Origin of the sequence: Ensifer sp. ENS06 (assembly GCF_014852205.1) — a bacterium.
Classification (GTDB): domain Bacteria; phylum Pseudomonadota; class Alphaproteobacteria; order Rhizobiales; family Rhizobiaceae; genus Ensifer; species Ensifer adhaerens.
Map to the genome: position 1 here is coordinate 44,794 of NZ_JACVBC010000006.1, position 26,297 is coordinate 71,090.

General features: G+C 64.3%; 28 protein-coding genes. 19 read left to right on the forward strand and 9 right to left on the reverse strand.

Annotated features, from left to right (window positions below):
- Positions 1-152 precede the first annotated feature (152 nt).
- The 6 genes from IB279_RS21170 (at position 153) to IB279_RS21195 (ending at position 7,427) form a co-directional block, all read left to right on the forward strand.
- The gene (locus IB279_RS21170; protein ID WP_192339788.1) at positions 153-1,334 is read left to right on the forward strand and encodes a benzoate/H(+) symporter BenE family transporter; all 1,182 of its coding nucleotides are present in this window, start codon (positions 153-155) and stop codon (positions 1,332-1,334) included.
- Positions 1,335-1,488: 154 nt separating this feature from the next.
- The gene (locus IB279_RS21175) at positions 1,489-2,097 is read left to right on the forward strand and encodes a 50S ribosomal protein L25/general stress protein Ctc (protein WP_034788765.1); all 609 of its coding nucleotides are present in this window, start codon (positions 1,489-1,491) and stop codon (positions 2,095-2,097) included.
- 259 nt (positions 2,098-2,356) lie between these two features.
- Entirely contained in the window at positions 2,357-4,741 is a 2,385-nt protein-coding gene (locus IB279_RS21180; RefSeq protein ID WP_089045004.1) for a bifunctional diguanylate cyclase/phosphodiesterase, read from the forward strand.
- A 113-nt stretch (positions 4,742-4,854) separates the two neighbouring features.
- Positions 4,855-5,589 carry an ABC transporter substrate-binding protein gene (locus IB279_RS21185; RefSeq protein WP_034788770.1) on the forward strand — a complete coding sequence of 245 codons (735 nt, stop codon included), beginning with the start codon at positions 4,855-4,857 and terminating at the stop codon, positions 5,587-5,589.
- Between the two features lie 67 nt (positions 5,590-5,656).
- Entirely contained in the window at positions 5,657-6,376 is a 720-nt protein-coding gene (gene pth, locus IB279_RS21190; RefSeq protein WP_112772309.1) for an aminoacyl-tRNA hydrolase, read from the forward strand.
- A gap of 58 nt (positions 6,377-6,434) precedes the next feature.
- Entirely contained in the window at positions 6,435-7,427 is a 993-nt protein-coding gene (locus IB279_RS21195) for a squalene cyclase (RefSeq protein ID WP_112772266.1), read from the forward strand.
- A 35-nt stretch (positions 7,428-7,462) separates the two neighbouring features.
- Here the strand turns inward: IB279_RS21195 and IB279_RS21200 are convergent, their stop codons facing one another.
- Positions 7,463-8,092, reverse strand: a complete 630-nt coding sequence (locus IB279_RS21200; protein WP_234824508.1) for a TetR/AcrR family transcriptional regulator — start codon at positions 8,090-8,092, stop codon at positions 7,463-7,465.
- Positions 8,093-8,211: 119 nt separating this feature from the next.
- Here IB279_RS21200 and IB279_RS21205 point away from each other — a divergent pair, with 119 nt between their 5' ends.
- Together IB279_RS21205 and IB279_RS21210 are read left to right on the forward strand one after the other, a co-directional pair.
- Entirely contained in the window at positions 8,212-8,772 is a 561-nt protein-coding gene (locus tag IB279_RS21205) for a GFA family protein (protein ID WP_226020610.1), read from the forward strand.
- On the forward strand, positions 8,756-9,058 hold the full coding sequence (locus IB279_RS21210) for a DUF6958 family protein (protein WP_060606726.1): 303 nt from the start codon (positions 8,756-8,758) through the stop codon (positions 9,056-9,058). Before IB279_RS21205 ends, IB279_RS21210 begins: the two co-directional genes overlap by 17 nt.
- 58 nt (positions 9,059-9,116) lie before the next feature.
- Here the strand turns inward: IB279_RS21210 and clpS are convergent, their stop codons facing one another.
- The gene (gene clpS, locus IB279_RS21215) at positions 9,117-9,428 is read right to left on the reverse strand and encodes an ATP-dependent Clp protease adapter ClpS (RefSeq protein ID WP_034788786.1); all 312 of its coding nucleotides are present in this window, start codon (positions 9,426-9,428) and stop codon (positions 9,117-9,119) included.
- Between the two features lie 151 nt (positions 9,429-9,579).
- On the reverse strand, positions 9,580-10,146 hold the full coding sequence (locus tag IB279_RS21220) for a hypothetical protein (RefSeq protein WP_112772267.1): 567 nt from the start codon (positions 10,144-10,146) through the stop codon (positions 9,580-9,582).
- A 189-nt stretch (positions 10,147-10,335) separates the two neighbouring features.
- On the opposite strand from IB279_RS21220, the gene ychF reads away from it, so the two are divergent.
- Entirely contained in the window at positions 10,336-11,439 is a 1,104-nt protein-coding gene (ychF, locus tag IB279_RS21225; RefSeq protein WP_112772268.1) for a redox-regulated ATPase YchF, read from the forward strand.
- 59 nt (positions 11,440-11,498) lie between these two features.
- Here ychF and IB279_RS21230 read toward each other — a convergent pair whose 3' ends face one another.
- Positions 11,499-12,605, reverse strand: coding sequence for a hypothetical protein (locus IB279_RS21230; RefSeq protein ID WP_226020611.1), 1,107 nt, complete (start codon positions 12,603-12,605; stop codon positions 11,499-11,501).
- 188 nt (positions 12,606-12,793) lie between these two features.
- On the opposite strand from IB279_RS21230, the gene IB279_RS21235 reads away from it, so the two are divergent.
- The 3 genes from IB279_RS21235 (at position 12,794) to IB279_RS21245 (ending at position 14,067) form a co-directional block, all read left to right on the forward strand.
- On the forward strand, positions 12,794-13,246 hold the full coding sequence (locus IB279_RS21235) for a MaoC family dehydratase (RefSeq protein WP_034789044.1): 453 nt from the start codon (positions 12,794-12,796) through the stop codon (positions 13,244-13,246).
- Positions 13,246-13,716 carry a MaoC family dehydratase gene (locus tag IB279_RS21240; protein ID WP_089045006.1) on the forward strand — a complete coding sequence of 157 codons (471 nt, stop codon included), beginning with the start codon at positions 13,246-13,248 and terminating at the stop codon, positions 13,714-13,716. Before IB279_RS21235 ends, IB279_RS21240 begins: the two co-directional genes overlap by 1 nt.
- A gap of 138 nt (positions 13,717-13,854) precedes the next feature.
- Positions 13,855-14,067: a hypothetical protein gene (locus IB279_RS21245; RefSeq protein WP_060518722.1), complete on the forward strand. Its 213-nt coding sequence runs from the start codon at positions 13,855-13,857 to the stop codon at positions 14,065-14,067.
- A gap of 45 nt (positions 14,068-14,112) precedes the next feature.
- On the opposite strand, the gene IB279_RS21250 is transcribed toward IB279_RS21245, so the two are convergent.
- Positions 14,113-14,658, reverse strand: coding sequence for an adenine phosphoribosyltransferase (locus IB279_RS21250; protein WP_034788812.1), 546 nt, complete (start codon positions 14,656-14,658; stop codon positions 14,113-14,115).
- 194 nt (positions 14,659-14,852) lie between these two features.
- Between IB279_RS21250 and IB279_RS21255 the strand changes: the two genes are divergently transcribed.
- Complete coding sequence (locus IB279_RS21255) at positions 14,853-15,038, forward strand: DUF1059 domain-containing protein (RefSeq protein ID WP_034788815.1); 186 nt, start codon at positions 14,853-14,855, stop codon at positions 15,036-15,038.
- Positions 15,039-15,083: 45 nt separating this feature from the next.
- On the opposite strand, the gene IB279_RS21260 is transcribed toward IB279_RS21255, so the two are convergent.
- From IB279_RS21260 to IB279_RS21270, 3 genes are read right to left on the reverse strand one after another with little or no spacing between them, the layout of a single operon-like run.
- Positions 15,084-16,343 (reverse strand): CCA tRNA nucleotidyltransferase, encoded by a 1,260-nt coding sequence (locus IB279_RS21260; RefSeq protein WP_060581746.1) that lies wholly within the window; start codon positions 16,341-16,343, stop codon positions 15,084-15,086.
- Positions 16,340-16,972, reverse strand: coding sequence for a CoA pyrophosphatase (locus IB279_RS21265; protein ID WP_034788821.1), 633 nt, complete (start codon positions 16,970-16,972; stop codon positions 16,340-16,342). The genes IB279_RS21260 and IB279_RS21265 overlap by 4 nt, the downstream gene beginning before the upstream one ends.
- Complete coding sequence (locus IB279_RS21270) at positions 16,969-17,592, reverse strand: DUF1285 domain-containing protein (protein ID WP_034788824.1); 624 nt, start codon at positions 17,590-17,592, stop codon at positions 16,969-16,971. The genes IB279_RS21265 and IB279_RS21270 overlap by 4 nt, the downstream gene beginning before the upstream one ends.
- 273 nt (positions 17,593-17,865) lie before the next feature.
- Here IB279_RS21270 and IB279_RS21275 point away from each other — a divergent pair, with 273 nt between their 5' ends.
- From IB279_RS21275 to IB279_RS21300, 6 genes are read left to right on the forward strand one after another with little or no spacing between them, the layout of a single operon-like run.
- Entirely contained in the window at positions 17,866-18,879 is a 1,014-nt protein-coding gene (locus IB279_RS21275; protein ID WP_112772269.1) for a MoxR family ATPase, read from the forward strand.
- A 3-nt stretch (positions 18,880-18,882) separates the two neighbouring features.
- Positions 18,883-19,803, forward strand: coding sequence for a DUF58 domain-containing protein (locus IB279_RS21280; RefSeq protein WP_034788827.1), 921 nt, complete (start codon positions 18,883-18,885; stop codon positions 19,801-19,803).
- On the forward strand, positions 19,800-22,628 hold the full coding sequence (locus tag IB279_RS21285) for a DUF4159 domain-containing protein (RefSeq protein WP_192339790.1): 2,829 nt from the start codon (positions 19,800-19,802) through the stop codon (positions 22,626-22,628). The genes IB279_RS21280 and IB279_RS21285 overlap by 4 nt, the downstream gene beginning before the upstream one ends.
- Positions 22,629-22,638: 10 nt before the next feature.
- Complete coding sequence (locus IB279_RS21290) at positions 22,639-24,708, forward strand: hypothetical protein (protein ID WP_112772271.1); 2,070 nt, start codon at positions 22,639-22,641, stop codon at positions 24,706-24,708.
- Positions 24,705-25,190 (forward strand): GNAT family N-acetyltransferase, encoded by a 486-nt coding sequence (locus IB279_RS21295; protein ID WP_375292957.1) that lies wholly within the window; start codon positions 24,705-24,707, stop codon positions 25,188-25,190. The genes IB279_RS21290 and IB279_RS21295 overlap by 4 nt, the downstream gene beginning before the upstream one ends.
- Positions 25,190-25,612 carry an N-acetyltransferase gene (locus tag IB279_RS21300; protein WP_090298447.1) on the forward strand — a complete coding sequence of 141 codons (423 nt, stop codon included), beginning with the start codon at positions 25,190-25,192 and terminating at the stop codon, positions 25,610-25,612. The genes IB279_RS21295 and IB279_RS21300 overlap by 1 nt, the downstream gene beginning before the upstream one ends.
- Before the next feature lie 9 nt (positions 25,613-25,621).
- Here the strand turns inward: IB279_RS21300 and IB279_RS21305 are convergent, their stop codons facing one another.
- Positions 25,622-26,167 carry a GNAT family N-acetyltransferase gene (locus tag IB279_RS21305; RefSeq protein ID WP_060518737.1) on the reverse strand — a complete coding sequence of 182 codons (546 nt, stop codon included), beginning with the start codon at positions 26,165-26,167 and terminating at the stop codon, positions 25,622-25,624.
- Positions 26,168-26,297: the final 130 nt, after the last annotated feature.

Here is a 26,297-nt window from a genome sequence, read left to right on the forward strand (position 1 = left end):
GCGAAGGTCCAGCCAGACGAAGGTTCGAGAGCCGGCGCCTGTCAACGAGTTTGATCCGTGGATCACGCCGCCGATATCGACAGAACGCCCGAATGTGCTACGCGAAAGGATCAAATTGCCGCGACTCAACCTCACAACAGCCGGTTGCCGCCATGCTTCGTGACTTTTCGCTCCAGAGCCTGTTCATGGGCCTGCTGATCGCCTTCGTCGGCTTCGCCAGTTCCTTTGCCGTCGTGCTGCATGGGCTCATCGGCGTCGGCGCCAGCGAAGCGCAGGCTGCCTCCGGGCTGATGGCGCTGTCGATCTCGATGGGCCTTTGCGCGATCGTCATCAGCGCCGTGACGCGGCTACCGGTCAGCATTGCCTGGTCGACGCCGGGCGCCGCATTGCTTGCGAGCGCCGGCATCGTCGAAGGTGGCTTTAATGCCGCTGTCGGCGCCTTTCTCGTCTGCGGCCTGCTCGTCGTCGTCGCCGGCCTCTGGAAACCGCTCGGCCGCCTGGTCTCCTCCATCCCGGCGCCGCTCGCCAATGCGATGCTGGCCGGCGTGCTGCTCAGCCTCTGTTTTGCCCCGGTCAAGGCGATCGCCTTCAATCCGCTTTTCGGCCTACCGATCCTGCTCGCCTGGGCACTCGTCGGCAGCATCAACAAGCTCTATGCGGTGCCCGCCGCGCTGATCGCCTTCGTGCTGGTCATCACCTTCGGCGTCGAAATCCCGGCCGGCGCCTTTTCCGCCCTCTCCTCGGCGCTGGTACCGACCGTGGAATTCGTGATCCCGCAGCTCAACGTCGCGGCCATGATCAGCATCGCCCTGCCGCTCTTCATCGTCACCATGGCCTCGCAGAACATTCCCGGCATCGCCGTGCTGAAGGTCAACGACTATCACCCGGAGCCGGGACCGCTGTTTGCGACGACCGGCGTCTTTTCGATTTTGAGCGCCCCCTTCGGCGGCCATGCGGTCAATCTGGCTGCAATCACGGCCGCCATGTGCGCCGGCGGCGATTCCCATCCGGATCGCAACCGGCGCTACTGGTCGGCGATCAATGCCGGTGCCTTCTACATCCTCTTCGGCCTGCTTGCCGGCGTCGTCACCACCTTCGTCAGCCTTGCGCCGTCGATCCTGATCGAGGCTGTGGCGGGCCTTGCCCTCGTCGGTGCCTTCGCCGGCTCCGCCATGGCCGCCTCTACGGACCCGAAGACCCGTGAGGCGGCCGCAATCACCTTCCTCGTGACCGCGTCCGGCGTCAGCTTCGGCGGTGTTTCTGGCGCCTTCTGGGGGCTGATTGCCGGCGGTGCCATGCTGGCGCTCGCACGTTTCACCGGTAAAAAGAGCTGAAACCGCGGCAAAGCTTGCATTTGCGGGGGATCTCGTCTATGGAGCGCCCGTCCGCGTAGACACCCTTGGAGGCAACGCGGATGAAGTCCTTGCGGCTTCAGTTCTTCCGCATGGCGGTCGAACTCTCCAGCATTAGACACAGAAAGGTCTATCCATGAGCCACGCATCCTACGAGCTCAAGGCCGAGACGCGCGAACGGGTTGGTAAGGGGTCCTCCCGTGAACTTCGTCGCAACGGTCTTATCCCGGCTGTCATCTACGGTGACAAGCAGGCCCCCCTTTCCATCGCGCTCTCCACCAAGGAAGTGACGATGAAGATCCACGCCGGCGGTTTCATGACCACCGTTGCAACCATCGACGTCAACGGCGAAAAGATCCGCGTCCTGCCGAAGGACTACCAGCTGGATCCGGTCCGTGACTTCACGATGCATGTCGACTTCCTGCGCGTCTCCAAGGACAGCCAGGTTACCGTTGCAGTTCCGGTTCACTTCGAAAACGAAGAGAAGTCCCCGGGCCTCAAGGCTGGCGGCGTTCTCAACATCGTTCGTCACGACGTCGAACTCAACGTTTCGGCTAACGACATTCCGGAATTCCTGACCGTTGACCTCTCCGGTCTCAAGGTCGGCGACGCCATCCACATCTCCAACATCAAGCTGCCGAAGGGCGCGACCCCGGTTATCACCGATCGCGACTTCACCATTGCAACGATCGTTGCACCGGCCGGTGGCGTGAAGGAAGAAGCCGAAGGCGAAGCAGAAGCCTGATTGGCCTCTGGGCGACCGGCAAAAGCCGGTCCCGCCGCACTTCATCGAAAGCCCGTCCCATTCGTTTGGGGCGGGCTTTTTGCATTGGCGGCTGCCCGCCGGCACTCGGCCGCATCGATGCCGCGCCCCACGAATTATCATGAAGCGATTTCAGCAACATTTAAGATTTTGATGATGTTCTTCTGACGGGGAAAATGGGCTTGTCTGAAGAGAATTCTGATATGAGATGGGTGGCAGCTGCTTCTGAGGCGTGCATGCGATGATGCACTCCGTGGAGAACCGGTTTATTGCGATTGTCTGCGGCGCGATGCTCGTCTTCATTGCCCCGCTGCTTGCACTCTTTCTCAGCATCTCCAGCGACCGCATTGCACGCGAGCGCCTGCACAACATCGAACTGTTGATGGCCGCGAGCGCCGAGGCGCTCGGCAAGCCCATCTGGGACTTTGACAGTGACGCCATCAAGCACATCGCCCGTTCGCTGATAAACGGCACCGACATCCTCTCCGTCACCATCCGCGACCAGTCCGGATCGATCCTCGCGCAGATGCCGCTGGGCGGCGTGTTGCCGAGCACCAAGGACCGGGTCCTCATCCTGCCCATTTCCTATCAGTCGGTCGATGGCATGAAAGAGGTCGGACGCATCGAAGTCAGGGTCCCGACGCCGGGTCTGCTGTCGCAATTCAGCAAGGACGAACTGGCGATTCTCGCCATCCTGCTTTTTGCGGTCGCGATCGTCTTTGCCGCTGCGCTCGTCGGCAATCGCTTTACGGTGATGCGCCCGCTGATGCGCCTGACCGCCGCGATCGAGGCTACGCGCCGGCTCGGGTCTCGCCACCGCGTCGACTGGACCTCCGACGATGAAATGGGCGCACTCGCCGCCAACTTCAACGAGATGCAGGACCGCCTCGAGCGCGAAGAGACCGAGCTGAAAAACGCCCATGAGCGCGTCACCGACATCTACAACCTGACGCCGGCGATGCTGTTTTCGCTGGATGTCGACGGGCGCCTGCTCGCCGTCAGCGACTATTGGCTGCTGGCCACCGGCTACAGCCGCGACGACGTCGTCGGGCGCGACTTCATCGATTTCGTCGATCCGCACTGGCACGAAACCTATCGCAGCCACGCCAAGACGATCGCCGTTGCCGATCACGCCATCCGCGAAGTGACCGTTCCCTTCCGCAAGGCGGATGGCGAAGCGATGACCGTGCTGATCCAGGAGACGAAGGCAACCGGCGAGAGCAGCCTGTCGCTCTCGGTCATGACCGACGTGACCGCGCTGAAGCAGGCGGAAAGCCGCAACCACACCCAGGCGATCACCGATCACCTGACCGGTCTGTTGAACCGCCAGGGCTTCGAGGCCGCGCTCGACGAGGCGATCACCGAGGCCGATCAATGCGGCATGCAGCTCGGCTGCCTGTTCATCGACCTCGACCGCTTCAAGTGGATCAACGACAATTTCGGCCATGCCGCCGGCGACGAAGTGCTGCGCCAGACGGTCGAGCTCATACAGGCCGCCCTGCCGCCCGGCGACATCATGGCCCGGCTCGGTGGCGACGAATTCGCCATCCTGCTTTCCGATCCGAACGCCGGGAACCTTGCGGCCGAGATCGGCGAGCGCATCGTCACGGCGCTGCACGAACCGATGGCGATCGCCGGCAACGAGCTTTTCGTCAGCGCCAGCGTCGGCATCGCCGTCTACCCGACTCATGCCGAAAACGCCTCCGACCTGCTGCTGAAGGCGGACATGGCGATGTATGCGCGCAAGCACGACGGCAAGAATGGCCTGCAGGTGTTCGACGCCGGCATGCTCGACGCCTCGCGCGAGCGCCACGAGATCGAGCAGTGCATCGAAGCCGGCCTGAAGGACGATCACTTCGAAGCCTGGCTGCAACCGATCGTCAGCCTCGCCGATGGGCAGATCGCCGGCTTCGAGGCGCTGATGCGCCTCAACCACCCGGAAAAGGGCCTGATGGCGCCCGGCAAGATCATCGGCATCGCCGAAGAAACCGGCATGATCGCCCGCATCGGCGACCAGATCCTTGAAAAGGCAATCCGCCATCTGGCAGCGATCTCCGAGCTCGACGGCACCCAGAACACCTATCTCGCTGTCAACTTCTCACCGCTGCAGTTCGAACTGACGCTGCCGCACAAGCTCGCGGCCCTGCTTCTGAAGCATCATATCTCGCCGAGCCGGATCGTCGTCGAGATCACCGAAGCGGTGCTGATGCTCGACAATCCGGAAGTTCACTCGGTGCTGAAGCAGCTCAACGAATTCGGCTGCCGCATCGCGCTCGACGATTTCGGCACCGGCTATTCGTCGCTGAGCTATCTCAACCGTTTCCCGGTCGATATCGTCAAGGTCGACCAGTCCTTCACCCGGTCGCTGAGCTCCGGCACCGCCGATATCCGCCGCAAGAGCCGCATGCTGATCAAGGGCATCCGCACGATCTCGCACCAGATGGGCTGCACCGTCGTTGCCGAGGGCATCGAGACGAAGGAACAGTGGCAGCTGCTGCGCAAGCTCGGCGTCGATTGCGGCCAGGGCTATCTCTTCAGCCGGCCGATGCCGGTCGACCGGATGCTGGCCATGCTCGAAAGCGACTCCGAGGCAAAAGCGGCTTCCGCACCCAGCATGCGGGCATGAGTTCACCCACCTGGTTCCCTGGGGCGCGGGAGAGCTTTAGGGCCTAAGGTCGGGCACAGGCCGGGGATAGAAAAGATCCGTCGCAAGGCGGACGCAGAAGAGGAGGAAAGGATGTGAAGGCGCTGATCGCAGCATTATTCCTTGGTCTTGCAACGACGGCCGAGGCTCAGACGATCAAGTTCGTCACCGAGGAGTATCCGCCTTACAACTTTTCGACCGGGGCCGGCCCGAGCGGTGCGGCCGTCGACCAGGTCAAGCTCATCATGGAGCGCCTGAAGCTGCCCTATACGATCGAGGTTCTACCCTGGGCGCGGGCTTTCATGCTGGCCGAGACCGATCCCGCCTATTGTGTTTTCACCACCGGCCACGACGCCGAGCGCGACCGAAACTTCCAGTGGGTCGAGCCGCTGCTGATCGACCACATGGTCATGGTCCGGCAGGCCGGATCCGCCATCGCGCCGGCATCGCTGGAGGACGCGCACCAATATACCGTGGGCACGCAGCGCGAGGATTTTTCGGCGTCCTATCTCAAGGAGCACCGCTTCCCCAAGATCGACTATGCGGCCAATCTCGACTCCAGCCTGAAAAAGCTGCTCGCCGGCCGGGTCGATCTTTTGATGACGTCCGAAAAGACCTTCGAAAGCATGCGCAGCGAAGGCAAACCGGTGGAGGCCGCGCTGGTGCTGGAAGGCAAGCTTTACGGCATCGCCTGCCATCGCGACTTTCCCCGCGATATCGTCGCCGCCATGCAATACGAACTCGACCGGCTGATCGGCAACGGCACCCAGGATGTGATCTTCAAGCAATATGGGCTCAAGCCCAATGCCAGCCTGCAGGCGGAGAAATAGGCGTTGACTTCCGGGGGGTGCGGTGTTTTTGGATGGCATCACCCCGAAATCATGAATGCGCAGCACCATGTTGATCATCGTAGGGCTTGGCAATCCAGGTTCGAAATACGCCGCCAACCGGCACAATATCGGCTTTATGGCGGTTGACGTCATTCACCGCCGGCACAGCTTTTCCTCCTGGTCGAAGAAGTTCAAGGCCGAGATCGCCGAGGGCGACATCGGCGGCGAGCGCGTTCTGTTGATGAAACCGCAGACCTACATGAACCTGTCCGGCGAAGCGGTCGGCGAGGCCATGCGCTTCTACAAGCTGCAGCCGAAGGACATCACCGTCATCTATGATGAACTCGACCTGCCGTCCGCCAAGGCGCGCATCAAGGTCGGCGGCGGCCATGGCGGGCATAATGGCATCAAGTCGATCGACGCCCATTGCGGCAAGGACTATCGCCGCCTGCGCCTCGGCATCGGCCATCCCGGCGTCAAGGATCTGGTGCATGCCCATGTGCTCGGCGATTTCGCCAAGGCCGACCAGGCCTGGCTGGTGCCCCTGCTCGACGCCATCGCCGACAATGCCGACATGCTGGTGCGCGGCGAGGATTCCCAGCTTCTGAACAAGATCGCGCTCGCGACCGGCGGCAAGCCGGAGGCGGAAAAGGCTGAAGCCCCGAAGAAGCAGGGCGCGCAATCACATATCCGCCAGGCGCGCAATTCCGCCCAGCCGAAGAAGCTGCCGGCAACCGGCCCAATGGCCGACATGCTGAAGAAGATGTTCGGCTCGAAGAACGACTAGCTTCCCCAATCCGGAACGCGCCCTAGCTTGTGCAGTCGAAACGGGTCAGATCGACCCGATGGCACAAGCCTGGAGCACGCCCGTGACCGACCCGGTGATTGACTGGCTTCTCGCATCGGATCCCGCAATTCGCTGGCAGGTGATGCGCGACCTGCTGGACGCCCCAGAGTCTCTATGGAAAGCCGAACGGGCCAAGGTGGAGACCGAAGGCTGGGGCGCCAGGCTTCTCTCGCATCAGGATGACGATGGGCAATGGGCGGCAGGCGCCTTCATTCCCGCCGGTTTCGACGCGCACGAGTGGACCGAGCACGGCCAGCCCTGGACGGCAACGTGCTTTTCGCTGTCGCAGCTGCGGGAGTTCGGTCTCGACCCTTCGTCCGATCGGGCCCGACGAACCGTCGACCTGATCGGCGCCAATTCGCGCTGGGACGAAGGCGGCCAGCCCTATTGGCAAGGCGAAGTCGAGGAGTGCATCAACGGCCGCACCGTTGCCGACGGCGCCTATTTCGGCGTCGACGTTTCGCGGATCGTCGACAGGCTCGTCGGCGAGGCCCAGGCCGATGGCGGCTGGAACTGCGAACGGGCAAACGGTTCGCTCCGGTCCTCCTTTGCCACCACCATCAACGTGCTCGAAGGCTTGCTTGCGTTCGAAAGGGCGACCGGTGGCACGCCACAGTCCAAGGCGGCGCGCCGGGCCGGCGAGGACTATCTGCTCAAGCGCCATCTCTTCCGCCGCCTGAGCACGGGCAAAGCCGCCGACGAACGCTTCCTGTGCCTCTGCCACCCGAGCCGCTGGCGATACGACATCCTGCGAGCGCTCGATTACTTTCGCGCCGCGACGCTCCTTTACGGTGCGGCACCTGATCCACGGCTCAGCGAAGCGATCGGCCATCTGCGTTCGAGGCGGCTCGAAAACGGCGCATGGCCACTCGACTGGCGCCCCGCCGGACGGGTGTGGTTCGACGTCGATGACGGGGTCGACGCCCCTTCGCGATGGGTGACGCTCAAGGCGATGCGCGTGCTCAAATGGTGGGACGCCCACTTGCCGTGAAGGCGGCGCGCCTCAGCGCAGTCCGTATCCATCCATCACCCGGGCCTATGGGCCGCCAGAAAGATCCGCACCGCCTCCGCCGCATGGGCTCGGAGCACCTCCGGCGTCGGAATGGCGCTGTCTCCGAGCAGCATGGCGTCATTTACCGGCCCGCCCATGACCAGCCAGTTGAAGAACCCGCCGGCGACCTCGGCGTCCTTCACCCGAATGTCGCCCTTCTCGCCATAGCGCCTGAAGGCGACCGCCAGCCGCCGGATCGAGCGCATCGGCCCGCGCTCGTGCAGCGCTTCGCCAAGCTGCGGAAACCGCTCCACCTCGGCGATGACGAGACGGCGAACCTGCATCAGCCGCGGCGTCATCACGATCGTCAGCAACTGCGTGGCATAGTCGAGCAGGAAGTCCTCGATCCGCTCGTCGCCATCGGGATCGGCCACCTGCTCCTGGAATTCGTCGCCTGCTCCCCCCGTCATGCTGCGCACGACTTCGAGAAACAGCGCCTCCTTGTTCTGGAAATGGGAATAAACCGTCTGCTTCGACACCTCCGCCGTCGCGGCGATCTCGTCCATGTTAGTGCCGAGAAAGCCGTGCTTGAGAAAGAGATCACTGGCTGCAGCCACGATCAGTTTGCGGGTGCGCTCCATGCGCGTCTTTGCGCCGTTGCTCAAACCTGCCCTCCCCCTGCCGTATCTCACCAAATCACTTGGCTTACAGAATAGGCCAGTCGGATTGACAAATCAAACTGGACGGTCCAGTCTAGTTAGTGAAGTCGGATCAGGAGATGGCCATGGCCAAACCACAGGAAAGACATCGCATTGCCGCCTGCCGCTGCGGGTTAGTTGCCTTTGAAGCCGCCGGCGAGCCGATCGTCGGCGCCGCCTGCTACTGCACCAGTTGCCGCACCGCCGGTGAGCGTTTCGAGGCCTTGCCGGAGGCGTCGCCGGTCATGGAAGCCGACGGCTCGACGCGGTTTGCGCTCTACCGCAAGGACCGGATCCGCTGCGTCAGGGGCAGCGACCTTCTGCGCGAACACCGGCTGACGCCGGAAGCGCCGACGCGCCGGGTCATCGCCAGCTGCTGCAACTCGGCCATGTTCCTGGAATTCAAGGGCGGTCACTGGCTGAGCGTCTACAATCAGCGTTTTGCCCCGGACGAACAGCCGCCGCTCGAAATGCGCACGATGACGAAGGATCGCAAGGCCGGCGTCGAGTTTGCCGACACGCTGCCGAGCTACAAGACACATTCGGGCCGCTTCATGTGGCGGCTTTTGACCGCCTGGGCGGCGATGGGATTCAAGGCGCCGAAGATCGACTATGTGAAAGGCGAGGCCAATGGCATCCCAGGCTGAGAAGATCGAGATCGAAAACATCGTCTCGCCCGGCCACAAGTACCGCGTCGACCGGGTGAAATATGAGGCGATGCGTGAAGCCCTGCTCGCGGTGCTGCCGCCCTCAGCACCGGGCCTGACCGTGGCGGACGCGAAGGAGCAGCTGCTGCCGTTGCTGCCACAGGACCTTTTCCCCGGCGGAGCGAAGGCGGGCTGGTGGCTAAAGGCTGTACAGCTCGATCTCGAAGCCAAGGGCACGATCGAGCGCGAAGCGAGCAAGCCGCTTCGCCTGCACAGGAAGCCATGAGGCAGGCCGATGGCCGCCGGGCATTTCCCCGGCCGCCGCCCATCATTCATGAGGCCTGCTAGTCCTCCGGCTCGGTGGTGAAAAGCAGCGGGAAACCCGCTTCCTTGGCGAGATCGGTTGCTTCCTTGGCCTTGGTTTCGGCGATGTCGCGGGCGCAGACGACCACCACGCAGCTCCCCATCTTGTGGGCCGTCATCATCACCCGGTAGCCCGCCTCCTCGCTCATATGGAACACGGCCTTGAGCACGCCGACTACGAACTCGCGCGGCGTGTAATCGTCATTGAGCAGCATGACCCTGTAAAGCTTCGGCCGATCGAGCTTCGGCTTCACCCTTACTTTGACTTTTCTGGCAACCTCGTTGTCACTCATCGGAACCACCCCGTTGATGACAGATTGACCGGCACCACCGCGGGGCAGAACCGCCTCGGCGCACCGTCAGACGCACCGGCGCCGAAGGCGCACTATCCTACGGGCGCAGGTGCCGATCAAGCAAAAGCAAGCGCACGGACGCAGGCGGAGATCAGCGCCTCCCCCAATGGCCGACGAACATCGCTGCTGCTTGGTCATAGGAGCGGGCTTTTTCCAGCGCCGCCCTTGCTTCTTGCTTGCGCGCCAGCAACGCATGGAAGAAGCAATGCACGAAAAGCGGCGCGTCCGCTCCCTCCGGCGAGCCGTCAGGCGCAACGTAGAGGGCCGCCCCTCCCTTTTTGACAAAGGCATCGCCATAGCGCTTGCCACCGGTCTCGCAGCAAGTGCTGAGCACGATCTTGCCGTCAAGCCTGGCATGTTCGGCGATAACGGCGGGCGGCAGGCTGCCCTCGATGAGCATCGAGGTGTCGATTTCCTCGATGTATTCGCCAAAGACGAAGCCGTTCTCGTCGCCGTGGCCGGAAATGATCAGGTGCTGGTGAACGAGCTCGCCGCCAGCGAGCAAGGTCAGGAAATCGCCTGGTGTCCCCGGCAGATGCAGCGTGACGACGGCGCCCATGCTTTCGAGCGTCGCGCGGATCAACAGCGCCTCGAGTGTGTCGCCAATATCGACGACGGCAACCGGCACGCGCGGAAACAAGAACTTCTGGTCGATCAATGCGGGGCTCCTCAATTTCTTGGCCGCCGAACAGGGCCGGCGAAAATCCGAGCGCATATGCGGCCCGAAGAGCACGCGTTCAACGGCCTCGACCCCTTATTTACCGTGAACAGGGCCTGCGCCCTTGACCGGGGAGCGCCCTTCCCGCATAGCCACGCCAACGGAATTTTAAGATACGGACGAGACCCCATGGGCTTCAAATGCGGTATTGTCGGACTGCCGAACGTCGGCAAGTCCACGCTCTTCAACGCACTCACCAAGACGGCAGCCGCGCAAGCGGCCAACTATCCCTTCTGTACCATCGAGCCGAACACCGGCGAAGTGGCGGTGCCGGATCCGCGCATGCGCAAGCTGGCCAACATCGCGAAGTCGAAGGAAATCATCCCGACGCGCATCTCCTTCGTCGATATCGCCGGCCTGGTGCGCGGCGCATCGAAGGGCGAAGGCCTCGGCAACCAGTTCCTCGCCAACATCCGCGAAGTGGACGCCGTGGTTCACGTGCTGCGCTGCTTCGAGGATGACGACATCACCCACGTCGAAGGCCGCATCAATCCGGTCGCCGATGCCGAGACGATCGAGACCGAGCTGATGCTCGCCGATCTCGACAGCCTCGAGCGCCGCACCGAGCAGACCCGCAAGCGCGCCGGCGGCAAGGACAAGGATTCGATGGCACAGCTTCCGATCATGGAAGCCTCGCTGAAGCTTCTGCAGGACGGCAAGCCGGTCCGCACGCTGCTTTCGACGCTCGATGCCGAAGAACTGCGCATCCTGCAGGGCCTCAACCTCCTGACCGCCCATCCGGTTCTCTACGTCTGCAACGTCGCGGAAAGCGATGCCGTCGACGGCAACGAACACACGCGCGCGGTTGCCGAAATGGCCAAGGCGCAAGGGGCGGAAAGCGTCGTGATCTCCGCTGCCATCGAGTCGGAAGTGGCGCAGCTGCCGGAGGAAGAAGCCAAGGAGTTCCTGAGCGCGCTCGGTCTCGAAGAAGCCGGTCTCGACCGACTGATCCGTGCCGGCTACAAGCTGCTCGACCTCATCACCTATTTCACCGTCGGCCCCAAGGAAACGCGCGCCTGGACAATCCAGCGCGGCACCAAGGCTCCGCAGGCCGCCGGCGTCATCCACACGGACTTCGAGCGCGGCTTCATCCGCGCCAACACCATTGCCTTTGAAGACTACATCGCACTTGGCGGCGAAGTGGGCGCCAAGGAAGCCGGCAAGGCCCGCGACGAAGGCAAGGAATACGTCGTCCAGGACGGCGACGTCATCCACTTCCGCTTCAACACGTAAGACCTGTCGGTCTGATCCCGCACTCAAGGCGCGGGATCGGAGCGCATCAGAACTTGATACTACGGCGCGGCATGCAACCGCGCCGTTATCGTTTCCGGCAAGAGGTCGATGACCATGCGGCGCAGCCGCTGCCAGAAAATGCCGATGAACAAGACCGTTACCCCGACGACCGCAAGGGCGATGAAGACGTAACTGTCGAGCGATGCATTGGTCTTGCTCAGCACGGTCCAGATCGCGCCGCCCAGCGACAACAGCCCCGATGTGACGAAGGCGCGGCGGTCGATGACGAGCCCGACCAGCATGAACACGGCGACGATCACAATGGCGGAAGCGGCCTGATTGAAGCTCGCCTGTCCGTCCCACCACGTTGCACCGCCATTGACCAGGAACACCAGTCCCATCAGCGAGTAAAGCAGAGCCGGCGCGGCTGCGAGATGCAGCCAGAAGGCGATGTCCGAACGGGTGGTGAGCCGCTGCGGGTCCGAAACGTCGTAGCGCATGGCGATCGCGAAGACAGCCAGTGCCCCGACGAGCAGGGTCAATGGAAGCAGCAGGACGTAATCGGGGTTGGCCACGTCGATACCGAGGGCCCTCTCGAATGCGAGCAGGACCGCCACCACGCAGGTGAGCGCGATCGACAGCACCAGACCGGCCAGCGCAAGCGGAACGCGATAGCGCCAGTAGAACAGCGCCAGCGGGATCGGGAAGGTCGCAACGTAGACCAGGGTGAAGGTAAGCGGGTGCCAGGTGTCCTCATGATCGTCCACCAGCCACATCGACGTCATTGCGACCCAATGGACGAGCGCGAGCGTCAGCACCACCGAAGGCAGCGCCAGACGCTGGCGCCGCACGAGAATTTCCGCAAGCACGAGAATGACCGGCAGCGTTGCAAGCGGACCGGTCAGGCCCCACAGGCCGATGAGCACGACCACGATGCCGATGGTGATCAGGATGTCGTGAAAGCCTCTGATGAAGCGCGGCTGTTCGCTGTCTTCCGCCGCCCGCGCATCGAGCGCGGCGTCGGCCCTGTCGGCCGCGGCATCCGATGCCGCCGGTCCGAAACGGAAGCCGCGATCAGCCAGATAGACTTCGAGATCGCGCACCTGATGCGCGGATATGATGCCTTTTTCGGCTGCGCCCGCGAGCGCTCTGTTCAGTTCGGTCACGCGCTTTCCTCAGTCAAGACACGAGCGGATGGGACGGATTATCAGCTGGTTGCATGGACAAGAGCCAAGCGCAACCGCGAAACGTCGCGAGCGACCTGCGATGTTGCGCATCTCCGCTCAAATCGATTCCGCTTCCGGAGATTATGCAGTAGGTAATGCGGCAACAAATCAGACGGGACAAGGCAAGCATGCTCTACTTCGAGGATTTTTCCGAAGGCCGGCGGTTCGACTACAAGCCGGTCGAGATGAAGCCACCGGAGATGATCGCGTTTGCCAACGAATTCGATCAGCAGCCGATGCACCTCGACGAGGAAGCGGGAAAACGCAGCATTCTTGGTGGTCTCGCCGCCTCCGGCTGGCACACCAGCGCCATCGGCATGCGCATGATGCTCGATGCCTTCATGGGAAATTCCACGTCCCAGGGCTCGCCCGGCATCGATTTCATGGATTGGAGGAAGCCGGTCATTGCCGGTGACGTGCTCTCGGGCTTCAGCCTCGTGCTGGAGGCGCGCCGTTCGAAGTCGAAACCCGATCTCGGCATCGTCAAATTCCGAAACGAAATCAATAACCAGGCCGGTGAACCCGTGGCGGTTTCCGAATGCTCGGTTCTCTTTCGCTGCCGCGACAAGGGCAAAGCCTGATGATGACGATGGAAGAATTCTACGCGGCCAAGAGCCGGACCGTGATCGGCAGCCTGACCTTTACGGCCGAGGACATCATCCGGTTTGCCACCGACTTCGACCCCCAACCCTTCCATCTCGATGCGGAAGCGGCGCGGCATTCGCTGTTTGGCGGCCTTTGTGCCTCGGGCTGGCATACCTGCGCCGGGTGGATGCAGTGCTTCGTCAAGTTCTGGCGAAACGAGCAGCGGCGGCTTGCCGCGGAAGGCCTGAAGGCGCCGAACCTCGGCCCCTCACCCGGATTTCGTGACCTGAAATGGCTGAAGCCCGTCTATGCCGACGACACGGTCACCTACTTCGTCACGTTTCTTGAAAGCCGGTCGCTTGCTTCAAAGCCCGGCTGGCGGGTCAACACGATCCTGTGCGAAGGCGAAAACCAGCACGGCGAGGCGGTGATCCGTTTCGAGAGCAAGGTCATCGAGTTCGTCTAACCGGACGAAACCGGCCAAACACCATCATTTCTTAAAATCGCCTTTCGCCGGGTGTACACTCTCGGGCTACAGGTTGCGCGCCCTTGGCCGCGCTCAAGCGGCTTGCGGGCAGCGACCATTGCTAGCGGAGGAGCGGCTATGGAAAAAACCCACGCCCGCGAACTGGCGGACGAATATCTGCGTCTTGGCGGTCACCGTCGCGTCGTCATCGATGATAACGAAACATCGGTCAGAAGCTGGGAAGACGAGCCGCCGGAAGCCGAAAAATTCTGGCTCACCGAAGTGGAGACATTGTCGCCGGCAGCCCAGCGCGAAGTGCAATTGATGCTGCGGACGATCAACCGCATGTAGGCCAAAGGAAGGGCGCGGTTCCCGCACCCATCCCGCAACGACCAATCAGTGGCCCTCGAACTCGATCAGCGTGCGGACATTGACGCCGAGCGCTTCGAGTTTCTTGCGCCCGCCGAGTTCAGGCAGGTCGATGACGAAACAGGCGGCGACGATCTCGGCGCCCATCTGCTTCAAGAGCTTGGTGGCCGCTTCCGCCGTGCCGCCGGTCGCGATCAGGTCGTCGACCAGGATCACCTTTTCGCCTGGCTGGATCGCATCCTTGTGCATCTCCATCTCGTCGACGCCATACTCCAGGCTGTAGGCGATACGTACGGTGTCGTGCGGCAGCTTGCCCTTCTTGCGGATCGGCACGAAGCCCGACGAGAGCTGATGCGCGATCGCACCACCGAGGATGAAGCCACGCGCCTCGATGCCGGCGATCTTGTCGATCTTGGTGCCGGCATAGGGATGCACCAGTTCGTCGATCGCGCGGCGGAAGGCGCGCGGATTGCCGAGCAACGTGGTGATATCGCGAAACATCACGCCCGGCTTCGGATAGTCAGGAATGTTCCGGATGGCGGCAATCAGTTCCGATTGAACGGTGGAGGTCATGGGCAAAAGGGCCTTTGCGTCTCTTGTTACCGCAAACCCATAACACCATCGGCCCGCTTGTCTATAACGGTTTCTTGTCGCGCGTTCGGCGGGAACAATTGGCCGTGCCGGGGGTTGATGCTACTCTGACCGTGCGGTCGCCCGACCGGCGCGCCGCGCTCTCGCATCAAACTTACACAGGGAAGGAAGCAACCATGCGCCTGTTTGAATGCGGTTCCCTCGTCCCGGGTTGCGAATGGCACACCCGCGCCGACAACGATGCCGAAATCGTGCGCCGCGTCGTCGACCACATGCGTGAAACGCATGGCGAGACCGTCATCCGCGAAAACATGATCGACAACATCAAGGCCCGGATCACCGACGAGTCCAAGGCGGCCTAGCCGTCCGGCCAAGGCGGCTTAAGCCGTCCGGCCAAGGCGGCCTGATCAGGACGGCTGCACCATGGCTTCGAGCCGGGCGACGAGGTTTGCCCGGTCGAGATTGAAGTTGCGCTCGATCCAGACATTTTCGAGTTCGCCGAGGATTTCCCCCACACGCGGGCCGGCCGGCACGCCGGCCTTCAGCACGTCACCGCCATTCAGCGGGAAGCTTGGCCGCTTGAAGGCCTCGGCCCGCGCCAGGAGCCGCCGCAGCGAAGCGGTCTCGGACAAAAACGCCGGGTCGCCTTCCGACTTGCGCCGCGCTGTTGAGAGCGCCAGTCGCAGTCTTACGACGATCCCTTCCACGCCATGACGATAGAGCAACCGATCGAATGCCGTGTCGACGGTCGTCGCCGGGACCGCAGGCGCCTTCGCCCAGCGGCTGAAATAGGCAGCCTCCGCCTTCGAGACACGCAGACGCTCTGCCATCGCCTCCAGACGCTCCTCATCCGGCGGCACGATCGCGGAAAGGCGCAGAAGCGGGTCCGGCTTCCAGCCGAAGGCTCGCTCGGCGGCAACGAGTTCCGGGATTGCGTCGATGCCCCATTTCTCGGTTTCCGGCAGAATTTCGGTGAGCACGCCGGCCTGGCGCATCCAGAGCAGCGCGCGGCCGGGATCATCGGCCGAAAGCAGCTTCTTCGTTTCCGCCCAGACCCGCTCGGCCGAAAGCGTTGCAAGCTTCGAGCGCGCACGGGCACAAGCACGCAAGCCGTCGGCATCCGGCCGGCCGCGGCCGTAATGGGCGAAGAAGCGGAAGAAGCGCAGGATGCGCAGATAGTCCTCGGCGACACGCTCGCTGGCATCGCCGATGAAGCGCAGCGTCCGCGTTTCGATGTCGGCGAGCCCCCCGACATCGTCGAAGACCTCGCCGCGGTCGTTGGCGTAGAGTGCGTTGATGGTGAAGTCCCGCCGCTCGGCATCGGCCTTCCAGTCGGTGCCGAAGGCCACTTCCGCACGGCGGCCATCGGTCGCAACGTCACGGCGAAGCGTCGTGACCTCATAGGGCGTGCCGTCGATGACGAGCGTCACCGTGCCATGGTCGATGCCGGTCGGCACCACCTTGATGCCGGCCGCCTTCGCCCGCTCGGCGACTTCGTCGGGGCGCCAGGTGGTCGCCATGTCGATATCGCCGGCCGGCAAGCCCATCAAGCTGTTGCGCACTGCGCCGCCGACGACCCGGACTTCGCCGCCGTCGACATTGAGCACATCGAAAACGCGACGCAGAGAAGGCGTCGAGAACCAGCCTTCGCCAGCAACCGAGGTCATGCATAAAGCCTTTCATAGAGCATGCGCAGAATTCCGGCGGTGATACCCCAGATGTTGCGGCCGCCATAGGGCATCCGGTAGAAATGCCGTTCCTCGCCCTGCCAGTGGCCACTGCCGCGATCGTGATTGCCGGGGTTCATCAGGAACGACAGCGGCACCTCGAAGACGCTTTCGACCTCTTCCGGGTTGGGCACGAGCTCGAAACCCGGCTTGACCACCGCCAGCACCGGGGTGATGCGGAAACCGGACATGGCCATGTAATGCGGAAGCCGGCCGATAGTTTCGACGAAGCGCGGATCGAGCCCGATCTCTTCCTGCGCCTCGCGCAACGCCGCCACTTCGACCGACCGGTCTTCGGGGTCCACGGCACCGCCCGGAAAGGCAACCTGGCCGGAATGCTTGCGCAGGCTAGTGGTGCGCTGCGTCAGGATAACCGTCGCATCGTCGCCATCATCGACGACAGGCACCAGGACCGCGGCATCCTTGAGCTTCAGCGTCTCCAGATAGGGCACGATGCCTGGATTGAGCAGGAAGTCGCCGTGCTCGCGCCAGGAGGTCTCGATCGGCCCACCCATCTGGGTCAGCGCCCGACGACGAAACTCGTCGGCTGAGAAGGGATGCGCATTCATCGGGAAAGCGCTTCCAGCTCGGCTGCCGGCATGATCGGGAAGACCGCACCGCCCGAGCGCACGCAGAACATCTCCGTGCCGTCGATCGCAACCGTCTCGCCGAGCTCGACGATGTCATACATGACCGGCCGCGACACCAGGGCTTCCAGCCGCCCTCGCACATGCAGGTAAGGCTTCAGCTCGCGGTTCTCGCCATGGATGACGAAGCGCAGCGGATGCTCCGGCCCGGCTTCGACCACGTCGCCGACATTAGTGCGGAAGGTCAGGACCTGCCCCTCCTCCCCCTCGGTCACGCTCATCTCGACGGCGACAAAAGGCGCATCGACGATGCGGATGCCGACCTTTTCCACAGGCGTGACGAGATAGGTGCGCCCATCCTCGTCCTTGCGCAAAACGGTGGAAAACAGCCGCACCAAGGGCTGCCGGCCAATCGGCGTGCCCAGATAGAACCAGGTTCCGTCGGCGCGGATCTCCATGTCGATGTCACCGCAAAACGGCGGATTCCAGCGGTCCACCGGTGGCAGGCCGCGCGCTTTTTCGCCGGTCTGCCCGGCGGCACGCGCAATCAGGGCCGCCAGTCCGGCCGCATCGCCGGTTTGCTGAATTTCGGCTTCTGCCATTGTTCCGTCCCGTTTGACCTCGATTTTGCATCGAGACCTTTGATATCTCACGAGATAGTGCGTCGGCGCCGACTTGTCAGCCGTCCGGCAGGGTCTAAATTGGATTTTGGCGACTGAAATCCAGGCTACCGCATGATTCCTTGAATCGGGATCGATCTAAGGACAGGCGTCATGCGGCGGCTCAATATTACAGCGAGCCTGGCGCGCTCTATAAGGACGCGCGGCGCTGTAGGGGCGATTCGGTTTAACAACGGGCGACCGGGGAGTATGACCATGAGTGTGATGAAGGGCGCGGCTGACGCGATCGACGAGAAGGCGATTGTCGCTGCGGCCGAAAGTGCGCTGGGCGAAATCGCCCGGGTGCGTGCGGAAGTCGGCAAAGTCATCTTCGGCCAGGAAAGCGTCGTCGAGCAGACCCTGCTCGCGGTCCTCTCCGGCGGTCACGCGCTGCTCGTCGGCGTTCCCGGCCTTGCCAAGACGAAGCTCGTTGCCACGCTCGGCACCGTGCTGGGGCTCGATTCCAGCCGCGTACAGTTCACGCCCGACCTGATGCCGTCGGACATTCTCGGTTCCGAAGTGATGGACCAGGACGGGGCCGGCCATCGCTCGTTCCGCTTCATTCCCGGCCCCATCTTCACGCAGTTGCTGATGGCCGACGAAATCAACCGCGCCTCGCCGCGCACCCAATCGGCACTGTTGCAGGCCATGCAGGAGTACCACATCACGGTTGCCGGCGCCCGCAAGGACCTGCCGGCGCCCTTCCATGTGCTCGCGACCCAGAACCCCCTTGAGCAGGAAGGCACCTATCCCCTGCCCGAGGCGCAGCTCGACCGCTTCCTGATGCAGGTCGACGTCGGCTATCCGGACCTCACGGCCGAGCGGCAGATCCTGCTCGAAACCACAGGTGTCGGCGAAGCGACCGCCCATCCGGTCATCGACGCCACCCGGCTGCTGCAGATCCAGAGCCTCATCCGCCAGATGCCGGTCGGCGAGAAGGTGGTCGACGCGATCCTTTCGCTGGTGCGCTCCGCCCGTCCGGGCAACGGTAATGCTGCGACCGACAAGAACGTCGCCTGGGGTCCAGGCCCGCGCGCCGGCCAGGCGCTGATGCTTTGCGCCCGTGCCCGCGCGCTCTACGACGGCCGTCTGGCGCCTTCGATCGACGATATCCTGGCGCTGGCCGAACCGGTGCTTCAGCACCGCATGGCGCTGACCTTCGCCGCCCGCGCCGAAGGCATGACCGTGCGCGACGTCGTCGCCGATCTGGTGAAGCAGGCCAGAGGCTGACGCATGGCCACCGTCGGGCACATAGTCTCGCGTACCCCCGCCAGTGAAGTGCTTTCACGAGCGCAGCAGCGCGCCATGCTCGTACCCGATTGCCTGGTCGAGGCGCGACGGATCGCCAACACCGTAATTTCCGGCTGGCATGGCCGGCGCAAGCGCGGCATCGGCGAGAATTTCTGGCAGTTCCGGCCCTATTCGGACGGCGAGAGCATGTCGCGCATCGACTGGCGACGTTCTGCCCGTGACGACCATACCTATGTGCGCGACCGCGAATGGGAAGCCGCCCACACCATCTGGCTGTGGGCGGATCTTTCGCCGTCGATGATGTACAAGTCGAAGCTCGGCACCGTGTCCAAGGAGAGCCGTGCGCTGGTACTGATGCTGGCGCTCGCCGAAATCCTCGCGCGCTCGGGCGAGCGCATCGGCTGCCCGGGCATCATGGAGCCGGTCTCGGCGCGCAACGCCGCCGAACGGCTGGCGACCGCCATCATGCTGAGCCCACTTGCCGAGGGCCTGCCGGAAACCGGAATGATCCGCAGCGCCAGCGACCTCGTGCTGATCGGCGATTTTCTCGATCCTGCCGAAAAGATCATGGACCGCCTCGGCCCGCTGGCCAGACGCGGCCTGCGCGGCCATGTGGTCGAGATCGCCGACCCGGCCGAAGAAGTGTTTCCCTATTCCGGCCGGACCGAATTCACCGACCCGGAGACCGGCGAGAAGCTGACCGCCGGCCGCGCCGAAGTGCTGCGTGAAGACTATCAGCGCGCCTATATTGGCCGCCGTGACACGCTGGGCGTGACGCTGCGCCATCTCGGCTGGACCTTCACCCCGCACAAGACCGACCGGCCCGCCTCCGAGGCGCTCGTCGCCGTGCACACCTATCTCTCCGGCATGCCGGGACGCGCGACCCACGGAGGCCAGCTATGAGCGGCCTCGCCTTCCTCTTCACCAATCCGGCCATCCTTGCCGCCCTGGTTGCCCTGCCGGTCATCTGGTGGCTGCTGCGCATGACGCCGCCAAGGCCGTCGGCCGAAGTCTTCCCGCCGCTGCGCATCCTCGCGTCGGTGATGAAGCGTGAGGAGACCCCGGCGCAAAGCCCGTGGTGGCTGACGCTGTTGCGCATGCTGATGGCCGCCGCCCTTATCCTTGCGATCGCCGATCCGGTGATCAACCCGCGGCAGAACACGCTTTCGGCAGCCGGTCCGCTCGCGCTCGTCGTTGACAACAGCTGGGCGACAATCTCCGACTGGAACCAGCGGGTCGAAGCCGCCAGTGCGCTGATCGACGATGCCGAAGCCAAGGAGCTTCCGGTTTCGATCGTCTTTACCACCGACCGCCAGCATGACGCGACGCCGGCCTCGGCCGCCACGGCGCGCGACCGCCTGGCCGCCGCGCAGCCGCAGCCACTGCCGGCCGACCGCGGCCGGGCACTTGCCGCCATGAAGACCGCACTTGCCGGCACTCCGCCCGGAACCCTCGCCTTCCTCAGCGACGGCATCGAAGCTTCGAATGGCGGGACGATGCAGCAGATCGCAGAGCTCGGTGCTGCGAATGTCCGCCGGGTCGAAGGCAACGCGGAAAGCGCCATCGCGCTGACCGCCGCAACCAACGAAAACGACGGAATGCGGGTTACCGCCTCGCGCCTGCCGCTCGGCGAACCACGCGCCTATTACGTGCTCGCCCGTGACATCAGGGGCACCGCGATCGCCGAAGGCGAGCTTCGCTTCGCGACCGGCGCCGCCACGGCGGATACCTTGTTGAAAGCGCCCTTCGAGCTGCGCAACGACTTTACGCGCCTGACGATCGAAGGCCAGGCGACGGCCGGCGCCATCCACCTCTTGGATGACGGCAACCGCCGCCGCCGGGTCGCGCTGCTCAGCGGCGAGGTTCATCAGTCGCAGCCGCTGCTTTCGCCGCTCTACTACATCAAGCGCGCGCTCGAGCCGCATGCCGACCTGATCGAACCCCGCGAAGAGGCGGTCGGGAAGGCAATCGCCGAGCTTCTGGCGCAAAATCCGTCGATCCTCGTCATGGCCGACGTCGGCCGTTTGCCGGACGAAAGCTACCCGCTGGTCACGCGCTGGCTGGAAAATGGCGGCATGCTGGTGCGCTTCGCCGGCCCGAGGCTCGCCGGCGCGCCCGCCGACGACCCGCTCGTACCGGTCGTGCTCCGGCAGGGCGAGCGTACGCTCGACGGCGCGCTTTCCTGGTCGGAACCGCAGCCGCTTGCCGATTATCCGTCCTCGAGCCCCTTTGCCGGACTGGAACGCCCGCGTGACGTGCTGGTAAAGCGCCAGGTGCTGGCGCAACCGACACCCGATCTCACGGAGCGGACCTGGGCCAACCTCGCCGACGGCACACCGCTGGTGACGACCGCCGAGCGCGGCCGCGGCCGCATCGTGCTCTTCCACGTGAGCGCCGATCCGAACTGGTCGAACCTGCCGATCTCCGGCTCGTTCGTCGACATGCTGCGCCGCTCCATCCAGCTGTCGCGCGCCGGCGGCGTTGCCGGCGATCAGCCAAGCAAGGCGCAGACGTTGCCCCCCTATCGCCTGGTGAGCGCCCGCGGCGAACTGACCGGCGACACCGGCAGCGCTCGACCGCTCGAAATCGCACCCGGCATCGCGCCCACCGTTTCCGCCGACACGCCCCCCGGCCTCTACGGCTCGGAGGAAGGTTTCGTCGCCAACAATCTGCTGCCTGACGGCGGCAAGCTCACCCCGATTGCAGGCAATCTCGTCGGAGCGCGGGCCGAAGGACTGGAGGGCGCCCGGCCCTTCTCGATCCGACCCTACCTCTTCGGGCTGGCGCTGGCGCTCTTCGTCCTCGATACGCTGATCGTTCTCTACATGGCCGGCGGTCTTGCCGGGCTGCGCCGGCGCGCAGGCCGCGGCGCCGCGGCCGCGGCACTGGTCGCAACCCTTGGCCTTGCGACGCTCGGCCTTGTAGCCGCTCTCGCCCCGGCGATCGCACATGCGCAGGACAGCCAGCCGAGCGACGAGCAGACGCTGCAGCGGCTGGACACGACCCATCTCGCCTACGTCATCACCGGCGAGCAGGAGGTCGACCGCCTCTCCGAACAGGGCCTCATCGGCCTCAGCAACTATCTGACCTACCGGACGGCGCTCGAACCAGGAGCGCCCGTCGGCGTCGACCTCGAACAGGACGAACTGGCCTTCTATCCGATCATCTACTGGCCGGTTTCGGCCACCGCCCCGATGCCGAGCAGCCGGGTCATGAGCCGGATCGACGCCTATATGCGCAACGGCGGCACCGTGCTCTTCGACACGCGCGACCAGTTTTCCTCGCTGACACCGTCGGACGCCGGCGACAGTCCCAACGTGCAGCGCCTGCAGGCGATGCTGAGCGGGCTCGACATTCCGCCGCTGGAGCCGGTGCCCTCCGACCACGTGCTGACGAAGGCCTTCTATCTGCTTTCGAACTTCCCCGGGCGCTATGCGGAAAGCCGGCTCTGGGTCGAGGCCGCCCCCAATGACGACGAAGACCGCAGCAATCGCCCCGTGCGCGGCGGCGACGGCGTCACGCCGATCATGATCACCGGCAACGATTTTGCCGGTGCCTGGGCCGTTGACGTCAACGGCGCGCCGCTCTTGCCGACAGTGCCGCCGGACGAGATGCAGCGCGAATATGCCTACCGCGCCGGCGTCAACATCATGATGTATATGCTGACGGGCAACTACAAGGCCGATCAGGTTCACGTGCCGGACCTTCTGCAAAGGCTTGGACAGTGAGGGCCGATCGATGACCTATGGCTTTGCCCCGCTGATCCCGTGGATCTACTTCGTCCCGCTGCTCGCAATCGCGGCGCTGTTCATCGCCTATGGCCTCTGGCAGAAGGTGCGCGGCGCCTGGCTGCGCCTGGCCGCACTCGCAGCGCTCGGACTGGCGATCGCCAACCCCTCCATTTTCGTGGAGCTGCGCGATCCGCTCTCGACCATCGTCGCCGTCGTCGTCGACCGCAGCCAGAGCCAGCAGAACGGCGACCGCACCGCGCAGACCGATCGCGCCGTCGAGGGCCTGAAGGAACGGCTGGCGGCCATACCGCTGATCGAGCCGCGGATCATCGAGGCAAACACCGATCCGGCAGATGTCTCACCGTCGACCAATCTCTTTGGCGCGCTTGCCTCCTCGCTGTCTGACGTTCCCCCGGCGCGCATCGGCGGCGCCATTTTCGTCACCGATGGCCAGATCCACGATGTGCCCGATGTCGCTCGCGCGCTCGGTTTCGACGCGCCCGTGCACGGGCTGATCACCGGCAAGCCCGATGAATTCGACCGGCGTGTCGAACTGATCAACCCGCCGCGCTTCGGCATTGTCGGCGAGGAACAGAAGCTCTCGTTCCGGGTGGTCGACGACGGGGCGGCACCCGGCGGCAGCGCCGAAGTCACGATCCGCCTCAACGGCAACGAGATCGCCCGCGAGCGGGCCGAGCCCGGCACGGACGTGCCGTTCGCCTTCAACGTTCCGCGCGGCGGCAACAACGTGCTCGAATTCGCCGTCGACGCCGTTCCCGGCGAAGTAACGACGGCCAACAACCGCGCGGTCCACGTGCTCGACGGCATTCGCGAGAACCTGCGCGTGCTCTTGGTCTCCGGCGAGCCGCATGCCGGCGAACGCGCCTGGCGCAACCTCTTGAAATCCGATGCGGCCGTCGATCTCGTACATTTCACCATTCTGCGTCCGCAGGAAAAGCAGGACGGCACGCCGATCAACGAGCTATCGCTGATCGCCTTCCCGACGCGCGAACTCTTCGTCGACAAGATCAACGAGTTCGATCTGATCATCCTCGACCGCTACCAGCACCGCGGTCTGTTGCCGATCCTCTACTACGACAACATCGCGCAATATGTGGAGAACGGCGGCGCGCTGCTGATCGCGGCAGGTCCCGAACATGCCGGCGACGATTCGATTGCAGCGACACCGCTTGAGGCAGTGCTGCCGGCCGCGCCGACGGGCGTCATGAACGAAAAGGCCTTCTTCCCGCGCCTGTCGGAGGAAGGAAAGAAGCATCCGGTGACCCGCGGTCTGGAAGGCTCCGACAGCGAGCCGCCGCATTGGGGCCGCTGGTTCCGCACCGTCGACGTCAACCGACCGCAGGGCCATACGGTCATGGAAGCGGCCGACGGCAAACCGCTGCTGGTGCTCAACCGTGTCGGCAAGGGCCGCGTCGCCATGCTGCTCTCCGATCAGGGCTGGCTCTGGGCTCGCGGCTTCGAAGGCGGCGGACCCCACGTGTCGCTCTATCGCCGCACCGCCCATTGGCTGATGCAGGAGCCCTCGCTCGAAGAAGAGGCGCTGACGGCACGCGCGCGCGGCCGGACGCTCGAAATCACCCGCCAGACGATTGATGGCGATCCGGGTCCGGTGACGCTGGTCGCTCCCTCCGGCGCGAAGCAGGACGTCAAGCTGACCGAACGCCAGCCGGGCCTCTACTCGGCCGAAGTCGCCACCACGGAAACCGGGCTCTTCGAGATGTCGAACGGCGACCTCACGGCTCTTGCCCATGTCGGCGACCCGAACGCTCCGGAATTCAAGGCCGCGATCTCGACCGAGGACAAGCTGCGTCCCTGGGCGGAAAAGACCAAGGGCATCGTGCGGCGCCTCGCAAGTGCCGATGGACCGCTCGACCTGCCCACGGTTCTGCCGGTCAGGGGCTCGATCCGAGCGGCAGACGACCAGCGGCTCTCGATCCGCATGACCGACGAAACCGTGCTGAAGGGCGTCAATTCAGTGCCGCTGTTTACCGGCTTCCTTGGTCTTGCGGCGCTGCTGCTGCTGATTTCCGCCACCTGGTATCGCGAGGGACGATGAGCGACAGCACCATGGTCGTCAGCGACCTTCGCGACGCACCGCATTTCTTCGATGCCGTGGCCGACCGCGTCTGGCGCGCCTGGTGGGAACCGCATGGCTTTCCGCTGGAACATATTACCGGCCTGCTTCAGGCGAGCCTTGCCGACGATGCCGAGCCGCTGTGTCTGGTGGCGCATGCCGGCGACCGTTTCGTCGGCACCGCCTCGGTCATCGCCTCCGATCTTGAGGAGCGACCGGATCTCACGCCGTGGGTTGCTGCCGTCTGGGTCGATCCGCCGTTCCGCGGGGCAGGTATCGGCGGCGACATCGTGCTGAAGGCAGCGCAGGCGGCGTTCGATACCGGCGCCGAAGCCGTGCATCTTTGCGCCCTCTCGGGCAAGCGCGCCTTCACGAGCGTCTCGGCTGGCGGCTCGACGAGACGGATGTCGGCGAAGACCGCCTGGATGTCTTCAGCATGCGCCGTGTCGAAAGGTAAAGGCTGATGTTCGTCGTCACCGACGCCCCGCCGCCCGAGGCGATCGAAGCAATCGGCAACGGTCTTGCAGCCTTCAACGCCGCCGACGTCGGCCCGTCGGAGCGGCGCCCCCTCGCCGTCCTTGTCGGCGGCCCCGAGGCACAGGGAGCCCGCGGCGGCCTGAACGGCTACACCGGCTGGGGCTGGCTATTCGTGCAATGGCTGTGGTTACCGGAAGATCTTCGCGGACAGGGGCTTGCCGGCAAGTTGCTCCAGGCGGCCGAGGACGAAGCGCGCAATCGCGGCTGCCACAGCGCCTGGATCGACACCTTCAACCCGCAGGCCCTGCGCGCCTACGAGCGTCAGGGCTATGCGGCCTTCGGTGAACTGCCGGATTTCCCTGTTGGCCGAACCCGGGTGTTTCTGAAGAAATCGCTCGTCGCGCGATAAGGTCCGGGATCAGACGGCCAGCGGCAACGCAATCGGCTCCGCCTGCATCAGCCTATCATCCCGCCAGGCGATAACGCCGGCAAGTCCGGCATGCACACCCTCTGCCATCGGCACGACGAGCACCCGCGCCGGGTCGACCGGCCCAGGGAACTCGAGTGCCGCGTAACGCACCTTCTCGAAGCCGAGCGGCTGGTAATAGGGCGGATCGCCGACAAGGATCACCGCGTGTGAGCCCTTGCGCCGCGCCGCCTCGACCGCGATGCGCACCAGTTCCCGGCCGATGCCCTGGTTCTTGTGCGACGGCCTGACGGCGAGCGGTCCGAGCAGGTGGCCCTTGATCGAGCCCGCCATGACCGGCGTCATCCGGACCGATGCGATCGTCTCGCCATTGTCGGCGCAGATGAAGGACAGCGACCGGTCATGCGGCCCCTGCTCGCGGATGCGCGCGGCCGCCCGGGCAAACCGGCCGGGGCCGAAAGCTTCTTCGTTGATGATTTCGATGGCTGCGTCATGGGACGCGTCTTCGGTCAGATAGACGAGATCGTGCTTTTTCATGAGATCGAGAAACCAGGCATGCGAACAGACATAGGGATGGCTTCGCCCGATGAGGGCGTTGGCAGCATCAGCGTCGTCGCAGGTTTCCCGAGAACATCATCTGTGCGGATTCTTCCAGACACGAAAAAAG

What these genes read in the sequence shown, in the direction of transcription:
- IB279_RS21295 (WP_375292957.1), top strand. Translation starts at nt 24,705, where the DNA reads ATGAGCGACAGCACCATGGTCGTCAGCGACCTTCGCGACGCACCGCAT.
- IB279_RS21170 (WP_192339788.1), top strand. Translation starts at nt 153, where the DNA reads ATGCTTCGTGACTTTTCGCTCCAGAGCCTGTTCATGGGCCTGCTGATC.
- IB279_RS21285 (WP_192339790.1), top strand. Translation starts at nt 19,800, where the DNA reads ATGAGCGGCCTCGCCTTCCTCTTCACCAATCCGGCCATCCTTGCCGCC.
- IB279_RS21245 (WP_060518722.1), top strand. Translation starts at nt 13,855, where the DNA reads ATGGAAAAAACCCACGCCCGCGAACTGGCGGACGAATATCTGCGTCTT.
- IB279_RS21290 (WP_112772271.1), top strand. Translation starts at nt 22,639, where the DNA reads ATGACCTATGGCTTTGCCCCGCTGATCCCGTGGATCTACTTCGTCCCG.
- IB279_RS21260 (WP_060581746.1), bottom strand. Translation starts at nt 16,343, where the DNA reads ATGACCTCGGTTGCTGGCGAAGGCTGGTTCTCGACGCCTTCTCTGCGT.
- IB279_RS21280 (WP_034788827.1), top strand. Translation starts at nt 18,883, where the DNA reads ATGGCCACCGTCGGGCACATAGTCTCGCGTACCCCCGCCAGTGAAGTG.
- IB279_RS21195 (WP_112772266.1), top strand. Translation starts at nt 6,435, where the DNA reads ATGGCACAAGCCTGGAGCACGCCCGTGACCGACCCGGTGATTGACTGG.
- pth (WP_112772309.1), top strand. Translation starts at nt 5,657, where the DNA reads ATGTTGATCATCGTAGGGCTTGGCAATCCAGGTTCGAAATACGCCGCC.
- IB279_RS21250 (WP_034788812.1), bottom strand. Translation starts at nt 14,658, where the DNA reads ATGACCTCCACCGTTCAATCGGAACTGATTGCCGCCATCCGGAACATT.
- IB279_RS21235 (WP_034789044.1), top strand. Translation starts at nt 12,794, where the DNA reads ATGCTCTACTTCGAGGATTTTTCCGAAGGCCGGCGGTTCGACTACAAG.
- IB279_RS21210 (WP_060606726.1), top strand. Translation starts at nt 8,756, where the DNA reads ATGGCATCCCAGGCTGAGAAGATCGAGATCGAAAACATCGTCTCGCCC.
- IB279_RS21180 (WP_089045004.1), top strand. Translation starts at nt 2,357, where the DNA reads ATGATGCACTCCGTGGAGAACCGGTTTATTGCGATTGTCTGCGGCGCG.
- ychF (WP_112772268.1), top strand. Translation starts at nt 10,336, where the DNA reads ATGGGCTTCAAATGCGGTATTGTCGGACTGCCGAACGTCGGCAAGTCC.
- IB279_RS21240 (WP_089045006.1), top strand. Translation starts at nt 13,246, where the DNA reads ATGATGACGATGGAAGAATTCTACGCGGCCAAGAGCCGGACCGTGATC.
- IB279_RS21300 (WP_090298447.1), top strand. Translation starts at nt 25,190, where the DNA reads ATGTTCGTCGTCACCGACGCCCCGCCGCCCGAGGCGATCGAAGCAATC.
- IB279_RS21305 (WP_060518737.1), bottom strand. Translation starts at nt 26,167, where the DNA reads ATGAAAAAGCACGATCTCGTCTATCTGACCGAAGACGCGTCCCATGAC.
- IB279_RS21265 (WP_034788821.1), bottom strand. Translation starts at nt 16,972, where the DNA reads ATGAATGCGCATCCCTTCTCAGCCGACGAGTTTCGTCGTCGGGCGCTG.
- IB279_RS21255 (WP_034788815.1), top strand. Translation starts at nt 14,853, where the DNA reads ATGCGCCTGTTTGAATGCGGTTCCCTCGTCCCGGGTTGCGAATGGCAC.
- IB279_RS21205 (WP_226020610.1), top strand. Translation starts at nt 8,212, where the DNA reads ATGGCCAAACCACAGGAAAGACATCGCATTGCCGCCTGCCGCTGCGGG.
- clpS (WP_034788786.1), bottom strand. Translation starts at nt 9,428, where the DNA reads ATGAGTGACAACGAGGTTGCCAGAAAAGTCAAAGTAAGGGTGAAGCCG.
- IB279_RS21175 (WP_034788765.1), top strand. Translation starts at nt 1,489, where the DNA reads ATGAGCCACGCATCCTACGAGCTCAAGGCCGAGACGCGCGAACGGGTT.
- IB279_RS21275 (WP_112772269.1), top strand. Translation starts at nt 17,866, where the DNA reads ATGAGTGTGATGAAGGGCGCGGCTGACGCGATCGACGAGAAGGCGATT.
- IB279_RS21270 (WP_034788824.1), bottom strand. Translation starts at nt 17,592, where the DNA reads ATGGCAGAAGCCGAAATTCAGCAAACCGGCGATGCGGCCGGACTGGCG.